This window comes from Saccharopolyspora hirsuta (assembly GCF_008630535.1).
Lineage (GTDB): Bacteria > Actinomycetota > Actinomycetes > Mycobacteriales > Pseudonocardiaceae > Saccharopolyspora > Saccharopolyspora hirsuta.
The window spans coordinates 137992-160710 of sequence record NZ_VWPH01000013.1 but is presented as its reverse complement, the minus strand read 5'-3'; the positions used below and the strand labels follow the sequence as shown (position 1 = coordinate 160710).

8 protein-coding genes are annotated in these 22719 nt (G+C 69.9%); all 8 read right to left on the bottom strand.

The annotated features are described in order from the left end of the window. Positions 1-5: 5 nt before the first annotated feature. Genes F1721_RS26245 through F1721_RS26210 form a run of 8 tightly spaced genes read right to left on the bottom strand, consistent with a single transcriptional unit; the run spans position 6 to position 22698 of the window. The gene (locus F1721_RS26245; protein WP_150069456.1) at positions 6-971 is read right to left on the bottom strand and encodes a hypothetical protein; all 966 of its coding nucleotides are present in this window, start codon (positions 969-971) and stop codon (positions 6-8) included. A 56-nt stretch (positions 972-1027) separates the two neighbouring features. Then, positions 1028-18553, bottom strand: coding sequence for a WXG100-like domain-containing protein (locus F1721_RS26240; protein WP_150069455.1), 17526 nt, complete (start codon positions 18551-18553; stop codon positions 1028-1030). A gap of 51 nt (positions 18554-18604) precedes the next feature. Beyond that, positions 18605-18964, bottom strand: coding sequence for a hypothetical protein (locus tag F1721_RS26235; protein ID WP_150069454.1), 360 nt, complete (start codon positions 18962-18964; stop codon positions 18605-18607). Next, positions 18954-19388, bottom strand: coding sequence for a YbaB/EbfC family nucleoid-associated protein (locus F1721_RS26230; RefSeq protein ID WP_150069453.1), 435 nt, complete (start codon positions 19386-19388; stop codon positions 18954-18956). The genes F1721_RS26235 and F1721_RS26230 overlap by 11 nt, the downstream gene beginning before the upstream one ends. A gap of 15 nt (positions 19389-19403) precedes the next feature. Further along, positions 19404-21572, bottom strand: coding sequence for a hypothetical protein (locus F1721_RS26225; protein WP_150069452.1), 2169 nt, complete (start codon positions 21570-21572; stop codon positions 19404-19406). 57 nt (positions 21573-21629) lie between these two features. After that, a complete protein-coding gene (locus F1721_RS26220; RefSeq protein WP_150069451.1) occupies positions 21630-21974 on the bottom strand; it encodes a hypothetical protein in 345 nt (114 codons plus the stop codon). A 38-nt stretch (positions 21975-22012) separates the two neighbouring features. Further along, positions 22013-22318 (bottom strand): WXG100 family type VII secretion target, encoded by a 306-nt coding sequence (locus tag F1721_RS26215; RefSeq protein ID WP_150069450.1) that lies wholly within the window; start codon positions 22316-22318, stop codon positions 22013-22015. Positions 22319-22344: 26 nt separating this feature from the next. Beyond that, on the bottom strand, positions 22345-22698 hold the full coding sequence (locus F1721_RS26210; RefSeq protein ID WP_150069449.1) for a hypothetical protein: 354 nt from the start codon (positions 22696-22698) through the stop codon (positions 22345-22347). Positions 22699-22719: the final 21 nt, after the last annotated feature.

The following is a 22719-nucleotide window of genomic DNA, read 5'->3' as shown; positions in this document are numbered from 1 at the left end:
GCGGCTCACGCCGGTTGCGGGGTGTTCTCCAGGGCGACCATCGCGACCCATTCGCGGCGGGTCGGGGTGCGGGCCTTCGGACCGGCTTCCGCGATGTGGGCCCGGAATGCTTCCGGGAGGGCGATGCCGCGGGTCCGGAGGTAGTGGGTCGTCAGGTCGGACCAGATCCAGGCGCCGTCCGTGCGGAGGGCCACCGGGACGACCGGTTCCCCGTCGTCCGCGAACAGGTCCGGGACCAGGGTGTCCTCTTCCGTCAGCGGAGTGCCGGATTCGAGGTACGCGAGCTGGGCGTCCCGGATCGGCCCCGGTGGTTCGCGGTCCTCGGAGCTCTCGTCGAAGCGGGCCAGCTCGACGTGCGGCGCGGGCCCGGTCGCGTGGATCTCGCGGCCCGCGACCAGGGCCGGGGCGTGGTAGTAGGCGTCCAGCGGGCTGTCCGGGTGGAACACCTCCACCTGCGGGCTGGGCAGGCCCGCGCGCCAGAGGCGGTCCGCCAGTTCAGCCGCGATCACGTGCGGTTTCATCCCGCCCTGGGTTTCCACCAGGTGCAGCGGACGAGCCGCCCCGCCGGAGGTTCGCCAAGCCGACCACGCGGTGTGCGTGCCGGGCAGGTCTTCGAGGTAGGCGCGGACGATTTCGGCGTACCTCTCCGACGTCTCGTCCTCGCGGGCCTCGAAATCCCACAGCAGCACCGAAACGTCGTCGGCGTCTTCGAGCTCTGCGACCCGCTCGGCGGTCGCCGGGTCCACGCCGTCGAGCAGGATCCCGCGGGCGTCCGGCGGCAGCGGCTCGTTCCACTCCAGGAACACCTGCACGACCAGCCGAGCCGCGTGCGGCCACTGGTCAGCGGCCAGCCAGCTCCGCGCCTGCCACACCACGTCGTCGGGCAGCCTCGGCGCGAGCCGCAGCAGCAGCTCGTGCCTCGCCCGGTCCTGCTCGTCCTGCATCATCTCCGAACCCCAAACGTCAACCACCGCCGAGCCTCCACCCGGGACGAACCCACTTCAAGTAACCGATAACGGGGACGGCATCACCACCGGACGCCCGCCGCTTCGCAGATCTCCTCGAGCGCCCTGGCGAGCTTGATGAGTTCCGGCACCTCCTGCAGCTCCCCCTCGGACTCCACCTTCCGCAGGACCTTCACCAGCTCGCCGAGGCTCTCCCGGGCCTTCACCGCATAGTCACGGGCGCGGCCTTCGAGCAGCACGTTCCGATCACCGATCTTGAAGAGGTAGTCGTCCAGGATCTTCTTCCGCTCGCCCTTGAGGTCGTTGACCAGCTTCGGCACCCCTCCTCCGAGGTCCCTGGCCTCCTGGAACAGCGCGTTGGAGATGTCCAGCTGCAGGAACCCGTCCCGCACCGCCTTCCGGACTTCCAGGAGTTCCCGCTGGTCAGCACCGAGTTTGATGGCGTCGGGACGACGCTGCCCGCGGAAGGACGCCGCCTGCTCCGAGAGGCGGTACCCCACGGGCCAGCGGGGTGCGCTGCTGCCGAGGAAGTGCTCGTAGGCGTTGTAGAGCTCCTCGTTGATGCGCGACTGCGTGGCCCACGGGATCACATAGCTGTGCACGAAGGTGTTGCCCGCCGCCCGGTACCCCTGCTTCAGGATCCCCTCCGGGGCGTGCGCCTTGAAGAACTGCTTCACGTAGGCCTTCGACGCGCGCTTCTCGCCCCGCTCCAGCAGGCCCCGGTTGCCGGTGTGACCGGCGGCGATCCGCCGCAGCGTGGACGTGATCGCGGCGTACTGGTGGTGCCCGAGGAACTCGCCGGGCTCCGGCGAGCTGGCGGATTCGGTGTACACCCGGAAGTCCCGCAGCTCGCCGGGCACGCCCAGCTTGCCCCGCAGTTCGTCGAGCGGGCGGACGTCGCCCCACGAGTGCGGGTTGCCCTCGACATCGCCGTCCGTGTAGGTGCGCAGGGATCCGGGCAGGGCGAACTTCCGCAGCTTCTCCAGCGAGACCGGGTTCTTGATGCCGAACTGGTTGGCCCCGAAGTGCTTGTCCACGTTCAGGTCCTCGGTGCGACCACCGGAGTCGTGCTCGGTCACCGCTTCGCGCGAGATCTCGTTGGCGACGCTCAGCGGGATCAGGAAGGAGCGGATCATCGGGTTCTGCGCGCGCCCCTGGTACCGGTACTTCTCCAGCCACTTGACCTGCCGCAGCGCCTGGCCGATGCTCACCCACAGCGTGAGCTCGGTGTCCTTGGGGCTTCCGGTGTGGATCTGGACCACGCCGTGCTCGTCCTGCCCGAAGTCCTTGTGCCGCAGGCCGATCTCCTCGGGACGTGTCCCCGGGGCCTCCGGGCGCAGCTCTCCGAGGGCATCGGCGAACACCGTCATGTAGACCGGCGTGTAGTGCTCGTGCTCGATGGTGACCACGGCCGGGATGTCCCGGTTGATGTAGCCCGAACCCGGGCCGGGCGGCACCACGCTCCCGGACAGGTAGGTGGCGCCGGGGATCGCGAGCACGGCGCGCGAGGGGTCGAGCTGGGCCAGGACGTCGAGCGCTGCGTTGACCGACTCCGGCGGGTAGCTGTCCGGCAGCTGGTCGACGAGGTCCCAGGCCTGCTTCAGCCTTCCGGCGCGCTGGTCGGCGGGGATGCTCTCGAGGAAGTCCTCGAACAGCTGGGTGAGCTCGGCGTGGAGCTTCTCGACCGGGCCGCCCGCGAAGGACCTCAACTTGTCGGCGAACTCCTCGAACTGCTCCGCGCCGTCCCGGCCTTCCACGTCGACGTGCGTCGGCTTCGTGCTCGGCTGGTTCTCGGTGCCTGCTGGCCGGGTCGCCGAGGTGGTCGAGGTGGGGGTGAACTTGTTCCAGTCGCCGCCGTTGAGGACTCCGTGGGTGCCGTCGTTGGCGACCGTCACGTCTTCGGTGCTCGCGTAGACCGCTTCCACGTCGGGGAAGTGCTCGTGCAGCGCCTGCTGGAAGTCGAAGGCCGCTCCGCCCGGGCCGTCGATCCTGCCCGCCTTGCAGGCCAGGAGCTGGAAGGACATCAGTTCCTGCTGGTGGTTCGCGCGGTACTCCGCCAGCGCCTGCTGGAAGATCTCCGACTGCTTGAGGACGTTCGCGAAGACCTGGCCGCTGACCTGGACCGTGCCCTCCGGGGTGGTGATCTCGAAGGTTCTCGGGAGGCCGTGGGCGTTGATGTAGAACGGCGCCGCCCCGCCCTTCGCCGCCCAGTCCATCTGCGCGTACTTCGGCGTGGCGTTCGCCAGCTGGTCCTTCGTGGTGACGCCCGCGTCGTAGAGCGCTGTCATGCCGCTGCCGCCGGTGTTCTCGGCGAACTCCTGCTTCACCTTGAGCTCGTGCTGCTCGGTCTGGAACGTGACGCCGATCGACTGGCCGTCGCCGTACCGCAGCGGAGTCACCTGCACGTCGTTCGAGCTGAAGTACACCGCCCGGCCGTGCGCGTCGATGCCCGGCAGCTTCTTCGGCGGGTTCAGCGCCGCCATGAACATGTCCTGCAGCTGCGAGCCGCTGGATTCGGGCTGCGGCTCGGACTCCGGCGCGTCGTCCTCCAGCCAGCCGAGGGCTTTGGCCTCGGCTTCGGTCAGGGAGGCCCAGAGGCCGCCTCGGCGGGTTGCCGTGTTCTCGTACGTCGTGGTGTTGCCGCGGCGGGAGGTGGCCGTGGCCGTTGCCGTGTACTGGACGTCGAGCTTGAACAGGTGGCGGGTCTGGTCGGCGTGGCGGGTTCGGGTCTGCTGGTCGATGCCGTCGTTGGCGTCGGTGGTGAGCTTGTGCTTGGTGCCCGCGGTGCCCTCCGGGGCCACCCAGCCGATGCCGTCCAGGGCCGTGAGACCGCCGGTCGCCGAGCCCGCCGCCGGGTTCTTCACGTCGGTCACCGATTCCGAGGTGGACCGGCCCTGCATCCGCTCGTTGCGGCTGGTGCTCTGCTGCCCGATCAGCTCCGGGTTGAACACCCGGTACTTCAGGTCGACGCGGTAGTCGCTGGCGAAGGTCTGCTCCGCGAGCGTCATCCGGTGGCCGTAGCCGCCGTCGTCCTGCATGAGGATCTTGGCGTTCGGGCGCAGCAGCTGGTCGGACAGCAGGTTCTCCAGCTCGCCGCGGTGCGGGTTGCCGTGGCCGACCAGGCGCTGGGCGGGCTTGTGCACGCTGTGGTCGGCGTTGGCCGCGCGGCTGATCACGTCGGCCACGAAGGGCACCAGGCCGTCGCGGAACTGCTTGGTGACCAGCAGCGAGTCGGCGTTGCGGGCGGCTTCCGTGACGTCGTTGCCGGTCAGCTGCTCGCCGACCTCCAGGGGCCCGGCGGTGGCCTGGACGTTCTGCAGCTCCGCCGGCACCAGCAGCTTGGCGTTCGCGTCCACCGCGGCGTCGTCGCCGAGGTCCACGTGGCGGGCGCCGACGTCGCGGAAGCTCTTCGAGAAGCCCCAGCCGTTGGTCAGGGTCTGCACCAGGTGCGAGTCCGCGCGGTAGACCGCGAGCTTGAAGCGCAGCCGCACCGGGACGTCCATCCGGACGTTCCGGCCGGTGCGCTCGGTCCGGTCGCCGTGCTGGGCGGAGGTGCCGGTGGCCAGGTCGGTGCCCGAGCCCTTGCTGACGCCGATCGCCGGTGCCGGTCCGGCCAGCACGTTCGGGTTGCTGGTCGGCGGCATGATGTTGAAGGCCAGCTGGAACGCCTTGGTCGTGCTCAGCGAGTGCTGCTGGTCGTCGCCGAAGACCGCCAGGTGCTCGGCGAAGGAACGACCGCCGTCCGGCAGCTCCGTCACCGTCGCCGCGGCCGACACCGGCTCGGCCTCGACGTGCAGCGCCGTGTAGTAGTTGCCCTCCCAGGTCGGGTACTCCTCGTAGAGCGTCACCCCGCCGTTGAGGATCTCGCGCTGCACCGCCTTCTGGTCGAGGAACTGCAGGCGGTGGATCGCGTCGTAGAGCGGCCGGTCCGGTGCTCCTTCGCGGTTCGACGTCGGCACCAGGTCGGGCACGTGCCGCTGGTAGATCGCCGCCGCGCGCTCGGACAGCGGCACGTCGGTGGTCAGCTTCTGCAGGCCGACCGAGGCGTCCAGCGACTTGCCGATGTCGGTCGGGGCGGCGACCTCGGTCGCAGCGGTGGACTCCGCCTGCTGGTTCAGCAGCGCGTCGGCGTCCGCCTCGGTCATCAGCAGGACGGTCGAGTCCCGCATCAGGTAGCTCTGCTGCTTCCGGGCGCCGCCGACCGGGTAGGGGTTGAGCGTCTTCCAGTGCGTCGGGTGGCCGCGGAAGTTCTGGTAGCCGTCCACCTGCTGGGTCAGCACCGAGTCGACCAGGACCAGCGCGTACCGCCCGCCGGACTCGTGGGTGAGCTTGTGCGTGCCGGAGGCGGACTCGCCCTGCCCGGTGTCCCGCGAGGCGGACCACGACGCGAAGCCGTCCAGCCCGACCGCGCCGAGCTGCAGCGTCCCGCCGCCGGACAGGCCGGAACCGGTGCCGGACCGCAGGCCGCGGCCCAGCTTGGCGATGTCGCTGACCGTCAGCGAACCGGCGTCGACGGTGCCGATCTTCTTCGCGTTGTAGTACTCGACCGACGCGGTCTCCCGCACCGCGCGGTCGAACATCGCGCCGCTGCGGATGCCCTGGGCGGTGATCTGCGGGCCCCGGTGGCCCTGGGTCAGCGCGGTGCCGACCTGGTTGGGGTCCAGCTCGGCGCGGAACTTCGGCCCGTGGGTGAACGGGAGCTTGAGCCGCTGCTGCTCCCACGCCGCCTTGACCGCCAGGGACGCGTCCTGCTGCAGCTGCCCGGACTTGCCCTGCAGCAGTTCGAAGGTCGCGTCGCCGGGCGAGGTCAGCACGTACCCGAGGTCCTCCGGCACCTTCGGCCCGAGGTCGGGTTCGGCGTCCAGGACCTGCACCACACCGGTCCGGAAGCTGTTCGCGTGCTCGGCCAGGAACTCCGGGACCAGGTACTCGGCCGCGCTGTGCACCGTGTCCGCGGTGCTGCTGCGCAGCTCGCCCCGGTGCGTCACGGTGACCGCGACGTCGAGGTCGAAGGCCTGCTGGATCTCGACCGCGGCCCCCTGGTAGGTCACGTCGGTCTCGTCCCCGGCCGTGGTGGTCGAGCCGGAGCTGGTGCTGCGCGACGAGGTGATGTCGAAACCGGCGTTGAAGTTGGCGTACAGGCCGCTGCCGGGGCCTGCGGCGAAGTTCTTGATCCGCGACCGGAACCGGCCCGCGAAGGTCCCGGACAGGCCGTCCGAGGTCGAGCTGCCGACGACGGTCTCCAGGCCGCGGTTGCCGGAGATCTTGGCGTTCGGCACGGTCTGGGCGGTCAGCACCTCCTTGGGGGTGCCGGTGACCGCCACGTCGATCCGGTAGTCGCCCAGTTCGAGCTGGACGGCGTAGGCGTGCTTGCCGCCGCTGCGGCGGTTCTGCTTGTCCGCCTTCAGGATGTCGCGGACACCGGCGATCTGGTCCGCGTCGAGGTGGATGCCCCTCTTCCCCAGCTCGTGGGCGAATTCCGCCGCTGCGGCCGAGGCGGACTTCGTGCTGCGCACCGGGTAGTTCTTGCCCTTGACGTGCACCTCGGTGTCGATCGAGCAGGGCTTGCGCAGCCCGTTCTCCGCGCGGATCGCCTCGTTCGCCTTGAGCTCGGCGAGGATCTGCTTCTTCTCGGCGACCGTGAGGGGCGGTTCTCCTGCGGCCTCCAGCTGCGCCGCGAAGTCGGCCAGCGCGCTTTCGGCGTCCTTGGGGCTGTGCACCGCGTACTGGTTGCCCCGCACGGTGACCTCGGTGGCGATCGCGTTGGTGCCGATGTGCGCGAACTGGCGGATCAGCTTCGCCGGGTCCAGCTTGCCGAGCTGGTCGTCGAGCTCGGTCAGCAGCTCGTTGCGCCGCTCCGGCGTCAGCGATCCGTCGCGGGTGATCGCGCCCCGCGCGATGTGCCGGACCCGGTCCGCGACCTGCTCCGATCCGGTCAGCTTGCTGAGGTCGGAGAGCCTGGTGTTCTTGGCGACCTCGGCGTAGGCCTGCTTCTGCTCGGCGGTCAGGGTGCTGTCGGCCTGCGGCAGCGGCGTCGGGCGCGGCACGCCGTCCAGCGCGGCCTGCAGGACGGCCTCGAACTCGGCGGCGTCGCTGTCCTTCACCCACACGTAGGCGGCGGTTTCCCCGGTTCCGGAGGGGTTTTCACCGGCCTTCCTGCCGTCGGAGGTGACCGACAGCTGGTAGTCGAGGCCGAGGTCGATCCGGTACAGGGTGCTGCCGGACTCGGCGAACGACTTCTGCTTGAGGTACTGCTTGGCCTTGCCCTGCACGGTCGTGGTGTGGCTGGCGCCCGCCTTCAGCGCGGCGCTGCCGCCGACCTGCACCGGGAGCTTCCCGGCCTCGCCCACCTGGCCGACGGCCTTGAGCCCGCGCACCTCCACGCCCAGCTCCGCCGCGGAGGTCGTGCTGCTCTGGAACACCAGCTGCTCGGCGCGGCGACGGGTGGTGCCGGACTGCAGGGTGGACGTGCCGACCTTCTGGAACCCGCGCAGCTTCGGCCGCAGGGTCGCCTCGGCGCTGTACTTCGTGGTGTCCGAGGTGAAGTGGTTCCGCACCGCCTTGGCCGCGTCGTCCACCGGGCGCGGCAGCCAGCTCGTCACCGGGCCGGACTTGTCGCGCAGCTCCGCCACCTGGCGCGCGATCTTGACCGGGCCGGTGAGCGCGGGGGTGGCGTTGTCCAGCAGGCCGTCCTCGGAGAAGTTGGCCGCGAAGTCCTGGTGCAGCTTGGACGCGTCCGGGGCCAGCCGGACCAGGTGCTGCAGCACGATCTGGCGCAGGCCGCTGAGGTCCCCGTACCCGGCGACCTTGCTGATCAGGTTCTGCACCGCGGTCGGCACCGCCGGTGGTCGGCGGTCGCCCCGCAGGGTGTGGTGCGGGTTGTCGGTGACCGGGGTGCCCAGCGCTTCCGGCGGGTAGCCGAACTGCAGCGTCTCGGGCAGCGGGGCGACCACCTCGGCGCTGCGGACGCCGTCGTCCACCAGCGTCGCGCGCACCTCGAAGTCGAGGTCGACGGCCGCCAGCTGCTGGCCCAGCTTGCGCTCGTGGAGCAGGCTCTCCGAGGTGGACTGCCCGTGCTTGACCGCGCCCTCCTTGCTGGTGGAGACGGTGGGCCACACGTAGAACGGGCTGCCGGAGAGCTCCATGAGGACGCCGGGGGTGACGCTGAACTTCTGCTTGTGCGAGTGCTGCTCGCTGCTGCCGGAGCTCGGCCCGGTCTCGAACCGGACTTCCTGCGCCGCGCCCGGGCTGCGCTGCGCGTGCGCGGCGGACGTGGGCGTCAGCTGCAGCCACGCGTGCCGCTTCGGGCCGAGCGGGACCAGGTGCCCGGCGTTGAGCTTGTGCACCAGGTCGACCTCGGTGAGCCCGTTCAGGTGCTCGGTCAGCGCGGTCATGTCGGCCCCGGTCCAGGTCTGGCCGAGCGGGCTGCCCCCGACCGCGTCGACGACCGCCCCGACCAGCTGCTGCTTCGCGGTGCCGACCTCCCGGCCGCCGACCGCGAGCAGCTTCGCCGACGGCGAGATCACCTTGTCCCCGATGCCCAGCGGCGTCGGGGTCCCGGTGCTCTCGACGGTCAGGTCCGGGGCGGGCAGCGTCGCGTAGTAGTGCGCGGCGCCCTCGCGGCCCGTGCGCGCGAGGACGACCGGGGCCGGGCGGACCTCGCGCTCGTCGAGTTCGTGGCGCACACCGCTGTCGAGGTCGAGGACCTGGAGGTTCAGGTCGTAGGCGTGGGCGACGAGGGCGGGGATGTGGTCCCCGACCTCCGGGCCGTAGTAGCCCGGTGTGGTGATCTTCCCGGCGGCCGTGTCCCGGTCGATGCCGTCGAAGAAGGGCGCGTAGTCGGTCCAGTTCTGCCGGAGGTGGTCGGCGGCGCGGGCGCGCATCTCCGCCACCGACTTGTCGGCCAGCTCGGGGCTGGCGATCTTGAGCGCGTGGAACAGGCAGTCGCCGTCGCCGTGCACGTAGACCGGGGTGTGGCCATCCAGGTTCGCGGCCTGCTCCGGCGTGAGGTGGGCGTAGGCCTGCGCGATCGCCTCGTCGTAGACGGTCGCGGAGGGCTTCTGCGGGGCAGGTTCCTGCTTGCCGGGGTCGGATTCGGCCGCAGGCGGGGTCGGTTTCGGGCTGTCGGGACCGGACTCGGGCGAGGAGAGGTTCGGGCTGCGGGATCCGTCCGCTGAAGTGTCCACTTCGGAAATCCGCGATTCCCCGGACAGGTCGATCTGCGCCAGCGCGTCCACTTCGGACTGGAAGTCGGCGTCGTCGAGGTGGATCTTCGACAGCTGGTCCAGCTCCGCGGCCAGGTCGACCTGCGCGAACGCCTCGTGCTCGGCCCGGGTCCGGTGGGCGTGCGCGTCGGGGTCGAACTTCGCCGAGTCCGCCACGCCGACGTCGAAGACCACGCTGTTCGGGTAGAGCCAGGACGTGCGGTGCGGTTCGGTCCACCGGCCGCCGCGCAGCTTGGTGGACACCTCGATGACGTGCACCGCGTCCGCGCGGTAGCGGTTCAGCTTGACCTTCGAGCCGCGCTCGCCGACCTCCAGCTTCGTGGTGCTGTTCGCGCCGTGCCGCTCGCCGGACTTGCGGTTCACCGGCCGGGCGTCGGAGTTCTGCTGGACGTGCGGGCTGGTCGCGCCGTAGCCCAAGCCCCCGTAGTAGCCGGTCTCGGACGTCTCCGCGTAGTCCTCGGAGCGCACCTGCGCGTGCTTCTGCTGCCGCTGCGGCATGTTCCAGGACAGCTCGTACTGCGGGTTGTACAAGCGGGTGTTGACCCGCACCGAGATCTCCTCGCGGCGGGTGCGGTCCGGCACCCGGATCTCGATCGTCGCGCCGTCCTCGCTCAGGAACAGCTTCGCGTTGTTCACCAGCGAGTCCGGCGAGAGCGCCGCCTCCAGGACTCCCCGGTTGAACGTGCCCGGCCCGGTCGAGCGCTGCGCCGGGATGTCGGTGCCGCGGGCTTCGACGACGGCCTGGACGACCTTGTCCACCAGGTCGCCGGGCAGCGCCTTGACCACCTCGAACGAGGTCGCCCCGGCCACCTGCCCGGTGATCTCCGGCGGGTGCAGCGGGGCCGGGACCAGCCCCTTCGGGGAGGTCTCGGCACCGCCGCTGGGCACCAGGTCCTCCGGCACTTCGAGGCGCACGGTGCCCTGGCAGCTGTGCTCGTTGGCGATGGTGCGGCTGCCCAGGTCGCGGAAGGACTTGCCGCCGAAGCCGTTGGTGATGGTGCTCAGCAGCAGCGGCGGCCGGGTGAACTTCGTGAGCTCGACGGTGAACCGAACCTGCTGGTCGAACTGCGCGTTGTCGCCGGTGCGGGCGCGGTTCTGGTGCTGGTCGGTGACCGAGTCGCCGACCTCGGTGCCGGACGCGCTGTGCCCGCCGAGCAGCGCCGTCGGGCCCGCGGTGTTGCCGTTGTGCGGCACCAGCGGGTTGACCGTCAGGCCCGCGGTCGCCTTGGTGGACCGGCTGCCCTGGTGCTCCTCGCCGGTGCTGCCGGTGGCCTCCGCGGAGCCGCCGCTGTTCGGCTTCGGGTGGATCACCTGGTGGGTGGTGCCGACCGGCTCGGCGACGACCTTCACGGTGTAGTGCTCGGTGCCGAACCAGCCCGAGCGGTTGAACGACCGCGTCCAGCCGCCGTTGAGCGCCTGCCGGATCGCACCGCGGTGGTCGAGCCCGTCCAGCGCGCGCACCGCGTCGAACGCCGGGGCCCGGGTGCCGCGCTCCGAGTGCGGCACCAGCTTCGAGAACGTCTCCTTGACCGCCTCGGTCGCCCACGCCGACAGCTTCGGGTTCCCGCGGTCCGGGGTGAACTGCACGACCTTGACGTCCTTGTCCAGCGCCTGCCCCAGCCCTTTCAGCACCGGGACGCCGTCGGGCACCGGGACCAGCTTCGGCGGCTCCCAGCCGTCCGGTGCGGGCAGCCCCTGCGCGGCCCGGCTCTCCTCGGTGAGGCTGACGAGGGCCCCGTTGGGGAACAGGACCTGCACCTGGCCCCGGGTCGCCGCGATCGGGTACGGGTTGAGCGCCTGCCCCTTCGTGGTGGGCTGGCCGAACAGGTTCTGCCAGGTGTCCCAGCTCATGGTGGCGAGCACGTCCACGCCGTAGAGGTGCATCGGCCCGGCCTGCTTGGCCGCGGTGAGCTTGGTGGTCGCCGATGTCGTGCCCCGGTCGCCGGTCTCGGCCTGCCAGCCGAAGTTCGCGCCGAGCTCGCCCACCCCGAGCAGCAGCGACCCGCCCGCCTCGGCGGAGCCGCTGGTCGACGTCCCGTGCTGCGTGGACCGCTCCCCGGTGGTGGACGGCTGCCACGAGAGGTCGTGGCGGACGTCGACGTGCTTGGGGTTGAAGGCCTGGAGCTCGATGGTGCCGACCCCGGCCCGGTCGAACAGCAGCCCCGGCTCCAGGCCGTCGGTGCGCCGCTGCCCGCCGGTGAACATCGACTGGTGCGCCGTGTCGAACCAGGCGCGCAGCAGGTCCGTCGGGTTCTTCGGCGCGCTGCTGCCGGGCGGGCGGAAGCGCAGCCCGGACTTGCCGACGACCTCCTTCTGCAGCTGCTGGAACTTCTCGTTGAGCAGCGAGAACTGGTCGGTGGCCGAGATGACCGCGCCGTCGAGGCGGACCGGGTTGCGCAGCGGGTTGGCCGCCAGGTGCTGCTTCAGGGCGTCGCCGTGCAGCGGCTCGCCGGGGCGCAGCTGGGCCTGCAGGTCGATGAGGAACTTCGGCACCAGGTGCGTGGTGGTCGCCCGGACCGTCACGTCGCCGAGGTCGGTGCGCACCGACCCCTTGCCGAGCTCGGCCAGGTCGGTGGGCCGGTGCACGCTCGCCCACCGGTCGCCGAGCCCGCGGTGCCGGGTCTCCTCGACGTGCGCGGTGAAGGTGATCTCGCGGCGGACGCGGCTGGCCGGGCCGGTGTACTTGTGCTTGTCCTCCTGGCCCGAGGCGCTCAGGTGACTGCTGTTCTTGCCGAACTCCCCCTTGCCCTGCACGCCGACGGTCCCGCCGACGTACATGGTGCGCTGCATCCCGTCGCTGGCCAGCCGCTTGCGGGCGTAGGCGGCCAGGTTCCCGCTGATGCTGAAGGCGTTCTTGCCGCGCACCCGCCAGCTCGAACCGGTCGAGCGGGTCCCGGTCAGCACGGCCTTGTCCACCTGCTGCTCGCCGACGACCTTGCCCAGCACGCCGTCGACGGTGATGGTGAACGCCCGGTCGCCGACCTGCACGGTCACCTCGTGCGGAGCGGCGGGCAGGTCGTCGTAGTGGTGCGCCAGGTCGCGGTACTTCGCGGCCAGGTCGAGCGGGTTGAGCCCCTTGAGCTGCCGGTCGATGCTGCTGCGGGTCTTGGCGTCGAGCTCGACCCCGGCGTCCCGCAGCCGGTCGTGCAGCACCTGGCGCACCCCGTCGAAGACCTTCGACGCGTTCTCGATGTGCGTCAGGTCGGTCAGCAGCCCGCTCTCCGCAGCCGCCTGCAGGTCCGCGGCTCGCTGCGGGTCCAGGTCCGCCGCCGTGGTCACCTGCGGCGCGACCGGCCCGTCGCCGAGCGCGGCGTCGAGCAGGTCGCGGAACTCCTGCGCCTTGGACTGCTCCACCACGACGTGGTGCGCCGCGCCGTCGACGCCGCCGAGGTCCTGGAAGGACAGGGCCTTGCCGCCGAACTCCTGCGACTCCAGCTCCAGCTGCAGGCTGGTGTCCAGCTCGAACGCCACCACCGGGCCGTCGACCCGGGCCTTCTGCTTGAGCGCCCAGATCTCCTTGCCGGTGCTGGTCTCCTTGTACGACGGCCCGGCGTAGACCTGCAGGCTCGGGCCCAGCTGCACGTCCGCGCCGAGCCCGTCCAGGTAGCGGGCCCGCAGCCCGGCCTCGAAGGCCGTGGGCACCGAGGTCTCCTGCAGGTTCTCGAAACCCTGCCGGTGGTCGGTGCCGGTCAGCGCGGTGAACGTGCCGATCTCGCGGTAGCCCCTGAGCTGCGGGCGGACGTGCAGCGACACCTCGGCGGGTTTGGTGCCGGGCTTGAGGGACAGCGGCGGCAGCTTGCGGCCGTGCTCGGAGCGGTGGGTGATGGTGACGCCGTGCACCAGGCCCTGCACCGAGGCCTCTTCGAACAGCGCGGGGTTGAGGCTGTCGCCGAGCTTGGTGCGCAGCGCCGGGTCCTGCTTGACGTGCTCCGGCAGGTTGCTGAGGACCTTCTGCACGTCACCGAGCACCACGGTGTCGACGGCGACGGCCAGTTCGGTCAGCTTGGTCGGCAGCGCGACCGGGTTCCCCGCGCTGTTCGCGGCGGGCAGGTCGGCGCTGCTGACCAGGCTCTCCTCCGGGTAGGCGAGCCGCCCGGTGCCGAACCCGGCCCGCCCGCTGCGCCCGCCGTCCGTCTCCCAGCGCAGGTCGAAGCCGACGTCGAAGACCTGCTTGGCCGAGCCGACCTTCATCGAACCGACCACGGTGTTGTACTGCCGCGCACCGGACTTGGTGGTGGTCTCCCCGCCCAGGTTGAGCGCCGGAACGACGGCGGCCGCGTTGTTGGCCAGCGAGATGAGCCCGCCGACCACGGTGTTGACCGGTCGGCGCCGCCCGATCTCGGTGCTGCTCTCCCACTTCTGCGAGGTCTCCTGCTTGCCCTTGCCCTGGACGTCCAGCAGCCCGGGCGTGCCCGGGTCGACCGAGCGGATGTCGCCGACCGGCAACTTCAGGAGCACCTCGACCGGCCCGTCGGCCCCGTTCACCCGGAACTGCTTGCCGTTCCCGGCGAGCGCGTGCAGCACGCCCTGCGGCCCCTTGGCGTGCGCGTAGTCGGTGAGCTGCTGAACCAGGTCAGCGCTGGCAGTCGCGTCGTCCAGCCGGACGTGGTTGGCGAGCTTGGTGGCGAACTGCTCGGCGTTCTGCCGCCAGCCCTGGCCGTTGAACGGCCCCACGACCTGCCCGTCGAAGGACAGCAGCACGGCGTTGGACGAGATAGCGCCCTTGACGGCCAGCGCGTACGGAACCTTCTCCGGCAACGGGCGCGGCGGCAACGGCTTGGTCTCGGGGGTGTCCGGCAGCGGCTTGTTCTCAGGCCCGTCCGAGTCCTGCGGGATCGGCTGCAGTTCAGAGACATCGGGATTCGGCGTGCTGGCCTCGTGCGGCGGATCGGCCACACCGCCCAAGGCCTCCGCGAAGCTCTTCGCGGAGGCGGATTCCACCGTCACCTCGGGACGGCGCTTCGGCGGCGCACTCGGTTCCGGGTGCGAGGAGGTTTCCTCGTCCTCCTTCAAGAAGCCGCTTTCCTTGAAGCTGTCGAGCGTCTCCTTCAGCGCCTTGCGTGTGGACGCGGCGATATGGACGATGTTCTTCGTCGCATTCCCGTCCCCCCACTTTTCGAAACGTTCTTTGCTCAGGGCGACGGTCTTCTGGTTCTGTTCCTTCGACCACGACGGAAGAACGGCATCGAACGCGAGCATCGCCGCGATCTCGAGGTCAGGCGCCTTCCCCGAGAGCCCGTGGACCGTCTCCAGGTAGTGCTCTAGCTGGTCCTTCCAGACCTTCCTGTTCGCGTGGCTCTGGACGAGCTTGTTCATCAGGTCGCTGACCGTCGGCTGCTGCTTCTGCTCGTCGAGCTCCTGCAGCTCCTTCGCGAGCCGATCGACGTCGGTGGCCACCGAGAACCTGGAGTTGAACTCGGAGTCCTCCTTGGTGGCCCGCACCGTGTCGTGGAGGGTCTGCCCCTCCCCGTGCCCGGTACCGAAGGTCCAGCTGTAACCGAGGGGATCCGAGGCATCCTCGATCTTCAGGAAGCCGTCCGGCTCCGTGAAGTACACGGCACGGGCGTCGACCTTCGCCATCGCGTCGCGCACCGCGTGGTCGAGCTCGATGGCCATCGCGACCGCCGACTTCTTGGACGCCCCCTCGGACGCCGTCTGGTTGCGGTAGCCACCGTTGAACAGCTTCGGAGACTTCTCGCCGAGGTGCTCGGCGGCCGCGTCGAACAGCGGTTGGTTGTCCTTCGTCGTCAGCGACTTCACGTCGGAGTCGCCGATGTGCAGGTAGGTCGTGTCGTTGCCGCTCGCGATCTGCTCGACGAACTCCCTGCCCGCGTCGTGGCGCAGGATGACCTCGCGGAGCATCCCGTACGGGATGGCCTTCTGGTCGTTGAGCTTCAGCTTCCCGTCGTGGACCTGCTTGTTCGACCAGGTGAACGGGATGATCCGCACCGGGATGCCGAGCGGGTTCCTGTCCCACGCCGCGTTGAACTCCTTGATTGCAGCGTTGATCTTCGCCTCGTGCCCACGATCGGCGAGGCGGTGCTGGTTGAGGCCGATCACCAGTCCGAGCCGGTGCTGCCGGTCCGCGCCGGACATCGCGTTGGAGTACTTCTCGGCGAGCGCGTGGAGATCCACGCCAGGCGTCGCGGGCACCGTCGCGACGAACCCGACGGGCGAGTTCGCGGGTTTCGGGGCAGGTTCGGGCACCTTGCTCACCACGTCGCCCGAGAAGTGGACGTAGTAGTCCCGGAGGGCCTTCTTGAAGACGGTGCTGCCGCTCTTCACCGCGGAGACGTCGAGGCCGTCGTGCGACGGTGCCGGGCCGTAGTCCGGTCCGGTCTCGACGTTCTGGTTCTTCGCCGCCTTCTTGCCGCTGCTCCCCGCGGCCTTCTTGCCCTTCCCGCTCGCCGGTTCCGCCCAGTCCTTCTGGTCGAAGTCGGCGGAGGTGGTGAGCTGCTGGGGCCGCTGGTCGGCGGCGGTGAGCGGGTGGTCGACCACGTTCACCAGCTGGGTGGCGTAGGCGTTGATCTTGGCCAGCTCGGTGTCGGTCAGGTCGACGGACAGGTCCAGGTCGTTCATCAGACCGGGCTTGTCGCGGGTGTTGCGCCGGAACACCGAGTTCGTGTCGCGATAGGTGTCGGGGAGCCCCAGGAAGTGCATGATCTCGTGCACGAACTCCTCGGTGCGCGCCTCGAAGATCCAGTTCCGCTGGGTGCTCACATCCTTGCTCGGATCGCCGTGCCGCGCCTGGACCTGGGCGTGCGGATCCGGGGAGTCGAACTCGACGCGCAGGTGGAACTGGTCGCCGTCGGCGAACCGGTACCGCTTGTTGACCTGCGCCTCGATCGTGTCCTGCACGTTCTTCTTCAGGTCCGCAAGCGGGTCCTCCTCCCCCGGTTTCTTCGCGAGGTCGCCCTGGCCGACCAGGTCGAGCTTGACGGTGAACTCGCGGACCCACCGGCCGGGGGTGACCTCGATGTGCCGCAGGTCGTACCGGACCGCGGCCATCGTCCCGTCGAGGATGCCCTTGCCGTCCCGGTCGGACCGCCGACCGCCGCGCCCCGGGTCGAAGTGCTCGCTGCGGATGTGGGACACGGGCGCACCCCCGCGCCGGTCCTCCCACTGGGCCGGGTCGAGGAAGTGCTTCCCCAGGTCGTCCAGCGGCAAGCCGCCGATCGCCTCGATGTTCAGCTGCGGGTCGTACACCGGCCGCGCCTTCGGCGCGCTGGACGTGGTCACCGCAGTCGGTTCGGGGGGCGTGCTGATCCCGGTGGTCCGCGTGGGCGATGCGGCGGTCGGAGTGCCGTGCTGGGCGGCTCCGGGACCGGTCGAGGTCTTCGCCGCGGACTCGGTGACCTGCGGAGTCGGGTTCGCCGGAGAACCCGGGTGCGGCGTCCCGGAGTTCGGCGGCGTCGCGCTCGGCGCGGATTGCACCGGAGCGGCGGTGGACTGCGGACCGGTGGAGGTCTGCTGAGCCGACGGCGCGGTGTTCTGGGCAACGGGCGCCTGCTGCTGCCCGTGCTGCGTGGCGGTCTGCTCGGACGGCTCGTTGGCCGTCGGCTCGTGCTGCACCTCGAAGTCGTTCGGATCGGGCAGGTCGATGCCGTCGTCGAAGCTGCTCTCGTGGTGCGAAGTGGTCGTCTGCTCCTGGACGACGGTGTGGTTCGACGCCTCGCCGTCGTGTGAAGAGCTCTCCACCTGGACGCCGGTGTGGTTCCACGCGTCGGCGTCGTGCGAGGAACTCCCCACCTGGACGGTGGTCTCGTTCGGCGTTCCCACGTCCAGCGCAGTGGACGTCGGCGTATTGGAAGAGCTGTCGCCGCCGTGGGAGTAGGTGCTCTCCGTCTGCACGCCCGCGTGGGTGGACGTGCCCCCGGCAGGCGGAGCACTCGTCTGTCCACCGTCGTGGTGGGACAGCACCTGGTCGTACAAGGACGAGCCGCCAGCCTGAACACCGTTGCCGTTCGAGGTGGGCGCGTGCTCGCCGGAGCCGGTGGGAGCACCCCCGTTGTGCTGGCCGGACGTCCCGGCGTTGCTGAAGCTCGACGAGCCGGTCTGCGCACCGGTGCTTCCGAAACCGCTGCCGGGATTCGAGGCCGACGTACCCGTCCCGCCGCTGGGCGAGGTCGAGGGCCCCGTCTGCGTCCCGCTGCTGCTGGCAGAAGCGCTCCCTGTGTTCGGGCTCGCCGTCTGCGTCCCCGTGCTGTGCGGGACGGTGCTGGCGCTCTCCGTCTGCGTCCCGGTGCTGTTCGGGAACTCCCCGACCGCGTCGGAGTTCGGCGTCCACTTCGGACCACCGCTGTTCGGCGCGCTGGTCCCGCCCGTCGGGGAGGTCGCGCCGGAAACCGCGCTCGGGCCGAAGCTCCCCGGCTCGTTCAGGCCCCACACCGCGTTGGACAGCTTCTCGCCGAGCGGGTCGCTGATGAAGTGCTCCCCGAGCTCCTCGCCGAAGCCCATCACCGCGCCACCGGTGAAGCTGTACCAGTTGACCTCGAACTCGCCCTTCTCGGCGTAGTTGGTCAGGCCCTCGCTGAGCAGGCCGTGCACACCCATGACCGGGCTGCCGATGGCCGACGCAGCGGTCTTGTGCAGGAGGTCCTTGACGGTCGCGTTCGAGATGCCGTCGGTGAACTTGACCACGACGCCCGAGGGCAGCTTCTTGGCCAGCGCGTTCATGACGCTCTTGCCGAGCGCTCCCGCGCCCATCGACGCGATGCCGCCGAGCGCACCGGAGATGGCCGCGCCCTTGAGCGCCCCGTCGGTCAGCTCGTGGTTCCACTCCTTGCGCGTGCCCGCGTTCAGCTGCTCGGTCTGGATCACCGCGTCCAGCGCCTTGGCGAACACCAGCTCCATCGCGAGCGAGAAGATGGTGGCCATCACCAGCCTCAGCAGCAGCCTGAGGATCGCGCTCGTGAGCGCCTTGATCGAACCGATCGTCAGCAGCGACAAGCCGCCGGTGGGCACCGCCATGGCGACCGCCACGGCGATCTCGGCGGCCATCAGGATCAGCTGCCCGATGGCCTGCCACTTCATGTACTCGACGTTCGCGGCGGTCTCGAACAGGAACTCGCCCATGCCCCGGGCGGCCTCGACCGCGGCGTCCAGCGGCACGACGCCCTTGTCGTTCTTGACGATGAACTGCCGCACGTAGTCCAGGAACGCCTGCTGGGTCTCGCCCTCGAAGTCCTGGTTGATCGAGTTGATCAGGTGGGCGAAGTGGTCGTGCAGCGAGCTGAGCGTGCCGGCGAGCTCGTGGTACTTCCCGGACAGCTCGCGCAGCCGGTCCTCGTCGGCCTCCGGCCAGGTCGAGCCGGTGAGGGCGGCGAACGCCGTCGCGTGCTCCGGCGGGATGTACAGCGCCAACGTTCAACTCCTCCCGGCGAATCCCGGCGCGTCCGTCCACTGCGGACTCTGTCAGTGCTTGCCGCCGCCGGAGGCGCTGCCCCCGCCCTCCAAGCTGTTGCCCCACTGGGACACCAGGTCGGCGTTGTAGTTGTCGGCTTCGGTGAACTTGTCGTGGGCGGACTTCCCCTTCTCCGAGTTGATGCCGAAGGCCGCGCCGAGCGCGTCGAGCAGATCCGAGATGGCGGGGTTCACCACGTCGGCCTTCTTCTTGATCTCCGCCGAGGTCTCCTGGTCGTTACCGGCCGCCGCCCGGAGCGCACCGTCCAGCCCGTGCCAGATGAACAACGCCTCCCGGATGTCGTCCTCGGCGAGCTTCAGCCGGGCGAACCGCTGCTTGAGGTCTTCCGGGACGCTGATCTCACCGGCCATCGCGCTGCCCTGCGCTCGGGAAGTTCGACGCCTCCCGCTGCATGGCGAACAGCGGGGCCAGGAAATCTCCCCAGTGCGACCCGTTGTGCAGCGAGTCGCGCAGCTCGGCCACATCGCCGACGTGCGGTTCCACGGCAGCGTTGACCTGCGAGGTCATCTCGTCCCGCGCTTGGCCGACGACCTTGGTGATCGCGTCGGCGAGCTCGGCCTTGGCCATCGAGCGGTAGCGCTCGTCGTGGAACTCCAGCTTCGTGAGACCGCCGGAGGCGTCCACCGTGGCGGACAGCATCCGGTCCTTGGAGCGGGCGGTCACCGATCGCGCCCGCAGGTCCGCCTCCAGCTGCTTGATCTTCTGCTGCTGCGCGGTGATCTCGCGCATCGCCTTGTCCAGCTCCGCCTGCATGTCGAAGGGCACTCGGTTCACTGCTTCTCCTCCTCTTCACCGACCGATGGCGGTGGTGAACCCCTCGTCGGTGTTCCAGGTGTCGGCTTCCTCGGACAGCCAGGTGGTGCGCTGCCGCTCCCGGTTCTGGTCGCCACCGGCACCGCCTCCGGCCATCGGCGGCGGCATCATCGGGGTCTGGCCGTTCGCGCCGCTCTTGCTGCCCAAGCCGCGCGGTCCGCTCTCGGTGCTGGGGGTGACGGGCTTGCGCAGGGCCTCGTCCAGCGCGGACGAGTTCACCGTGGACCGGCGCGTCGGGTCGCCGATCTCGGCGGAGCCGAACCCGCCGGCCCGCTTGGTGGTGTCGGACCCGATCCCGCTGCCGAGCCCGTACTTGCTGCCGGAGGTGTGCAGGTCCGGCGACAGGTTGGCCTTCCCGAACGGGTAGAGCGTGCTGCCCGACGAGTTCGGGTGGAGCACCGACCCCGGCGGAACCCTGACCGGGTTGCCGTGGGGATCGCGCAGCAGCGAGCCGTCCGCGTTGGTGACGGTGCCGTCCGGGTTGACCACCGAGCCCGGCTGGAGGCTCGGCTGGATCGACGACCCCGGCGGGACCTTGATCGGGTTTCCGCTGGGATCCCGCAGCAGCGAACCGTCAGCCTTCGTGACGGTGCCGTCGGGGTTGATCTTCGAGCCGGGCGGCACGCTCAGCGGGGTGCCGTCCGGCTTGGTCACCATCGTCCCGTCCGGGCCGACCACGGTGCTGCCGCCGAAGCCGTCGGGGTCCATCTTGGACAGCGCGCTGGGGTTGATCTGGGCGGAGCCGAAGCTGCCGAGAGTCGTTGGCGGGGGCGTGAACGCACCGCCCTGGTTGGTGCCGAAGCCGTCCTCGCTCGTGCTGCTGCCACCGGTCGGCAGGTTCTGCCCGGTCTCGTCGGAGACGTCGGTGTCGGGCAGGTCGAAGTCCTCGCCGTCGCCGCCGGGGTCACCACCGGTGTCCAGCTCGGTGGAGCCACCCGAGTTCTCGGGCAGGTCGGAGCCCTGCTGCTGGAGGTCCTGCGACTGCTGGTCCGGCAGCTCGGACTGGAGGTCCTCCTGCTGCTGTTGCTGCTGGTCCTGCAGCTGCTGCTGGTACTCCTCCTGCTGTTGCTGCTGCTGGTCCAGCTGGTCCTGCATCTGCTGCTGGTACTTCTCCTGCTGGTCCTGCACCTGCTGTTGGTAGTCGTCGAGCTGCGACTGCGGGTCCTTGGCCCCGCCGCTTCCGCCGCCGAACGAGATCTCACCCGGCGTGGCGAGGAGGGCCGCGGTGTAGTCCCTCTCGACCGCGTTGATCATGGTCTGCGCGGCGGGGTCGAGCAGGACCGCGTAGTTGTCCATCCAGAGGCTCTTCGCCTCGGTGTCGAGGTTCACGATGAAGTCCGAGTTCAGCACGCTGCCCACGGCGTGCTCCATGTTCGTCAACGTCCCGCCATCGGCCTTGAGGTTCTCCAGCGAGTACTTGTCGAACGCCTCCTTCACCGCCGCCACCGGGCTCCACAGCTTCGACCCCCGCCAGTTCTGGAAGGCTTGCAGCAGCGCGTTGACCTGCGCTTCCAAGGTCGCCCCGGCCTTTCGGAGCTGATTGACCACGGTGTCCCGACCGAGCACCCCGGCGAACGTGTTCAGGTTGCTGCCGAAGGCGTGGAGGGTTTGCTGCAGGGACTGGGCGGTGGCCCCGGCCAGCTTGTCCCCGCTGCCCACCTCGTTGGCGAGCTTGGCCATCTCGTCGGCCTTGTCCTCGAGGAACTTCCGCGCGTTGGCCAGCAGGTCCGCGGTTTCCCGGAAGCTGGGGATGCTGGTCACCGAGTTGGCCTGGGGCGGGTGCACCAGGGGGTCCAGGCTGGTGGTGCCCACCCGGGTCAGCTGGCCGAACGTGGTGGCCTCCCCCTCGAACAGCGGCCAGTTGACCCTCGCCCAGATGTAGAGCGTGCCGAGGTTCGTGTGCGTGTCGGGTGACTTGCCGCCCGACTCCTGCGCATGGCTCACCCGGACGTCGCTGGTCGACTGGATCTGCGCGGACCGGTAGACGTCCCAGTTCGCCGTGGACGCCGAGCCGTCGTACACGATCTGGTAGCCGACCTCGGAGATCCACGACGGCGAGCCCGGCCCCGCCAGGTCGTCGCGGTCGCGCACCGGCGAATCCTGCGGCACGACGCTGTTGACCGCCTGCTCCCATGCACCGGCCATGACTTCAACCCCTTCCGCGGTCGAGGATTCCGGCCGCCGACCGCGACGACCCGTCGTTCAGCGCTGGTCCAGGTTCTGCTGGTGGGACGTGACCTGATCGCTGTTGTTCTGCTCGTTCTGCTGGAACTTCTGCTTCGTCCGGTCCAGCCCGTCGCCGATGTCCGGCAGCGTCGTGCTGGTGATCTTCCGGACCTCCTCGAACGCCTTCGTCATGAGGTTCTGCACCGCGTTCTTGAGGTTCACCGCGGCCTGGGCCGACCCGGGGAGGAACCGGTTGCCGTGCAGCGACAGGTCCTGCAGGTGCTGGTTGCTGGCCAGCTCGGACGCGACCCGGTTCACGTGGCCCTGCACCCGGGTGTTCTCGGCCTCGTCGTACTTGATCTCACCGTTGCTCTGACCCATCGGGTACCGGCCTCACCACTCGCCCCGACGCACGGCGTTCACTTCTTGAACTCCAGCGCGGTTTCGTTGTCGGTGCGCCGGTTGTTGCCGCTCATCTGCCCGATCAGCTGACCGGCCTCGCCCATCTTCGCGTCCATCGAATCCTGCAAGCGGTTGATGCGGCGCTGGGTCTGCTCCCAGGACTCCGCGTACTGACCGCCCGCGTTGTTGCTCAGGTTGCGGAGGCGGATCTCCAGTTCATCCATCTGCTTGCGCATGTTCTGGGCCAGGCCGACGATGCGCATCGCGACGTCGTCGACCGCGTCCGGCTGGGTCTGCAGCAGCCCTTCGAGGCGCTCAGGCATGGGTGGTTCCTCCGTTCAGTCGGTGGTCAGTTGGCCTGCGGGCCGTGGTTGGCGAGCTCGTTGTAGAAGGCGCTGTGGTAGGCGTTGGCCGCCTGCACGTTGTCGTCGTCGATCCGGAGGAACGACTGGTCCGCCTTGCCCAGCGCGTCCATCACGGCGAGGAACTCGGTCTTGACCTTCTTGTCGTAGATCTCCAGCCAGTCGTTGATCAGCTGAACGACGCGGCGCCCGGCTTCCGAGACGTACACCGGGCCCAGGACACCGGCGAGGTCCCGGATCTTCGCCTCGTTCGACGTCATCGCTTCGACGTGACCTTCGAGGTCGCTGATTCCCCTCTTGATCGCCGCCGAATTCGCTTCGATGTGATTGGTCGCTACCATCCGTCCTCCTCGATCTGCTTG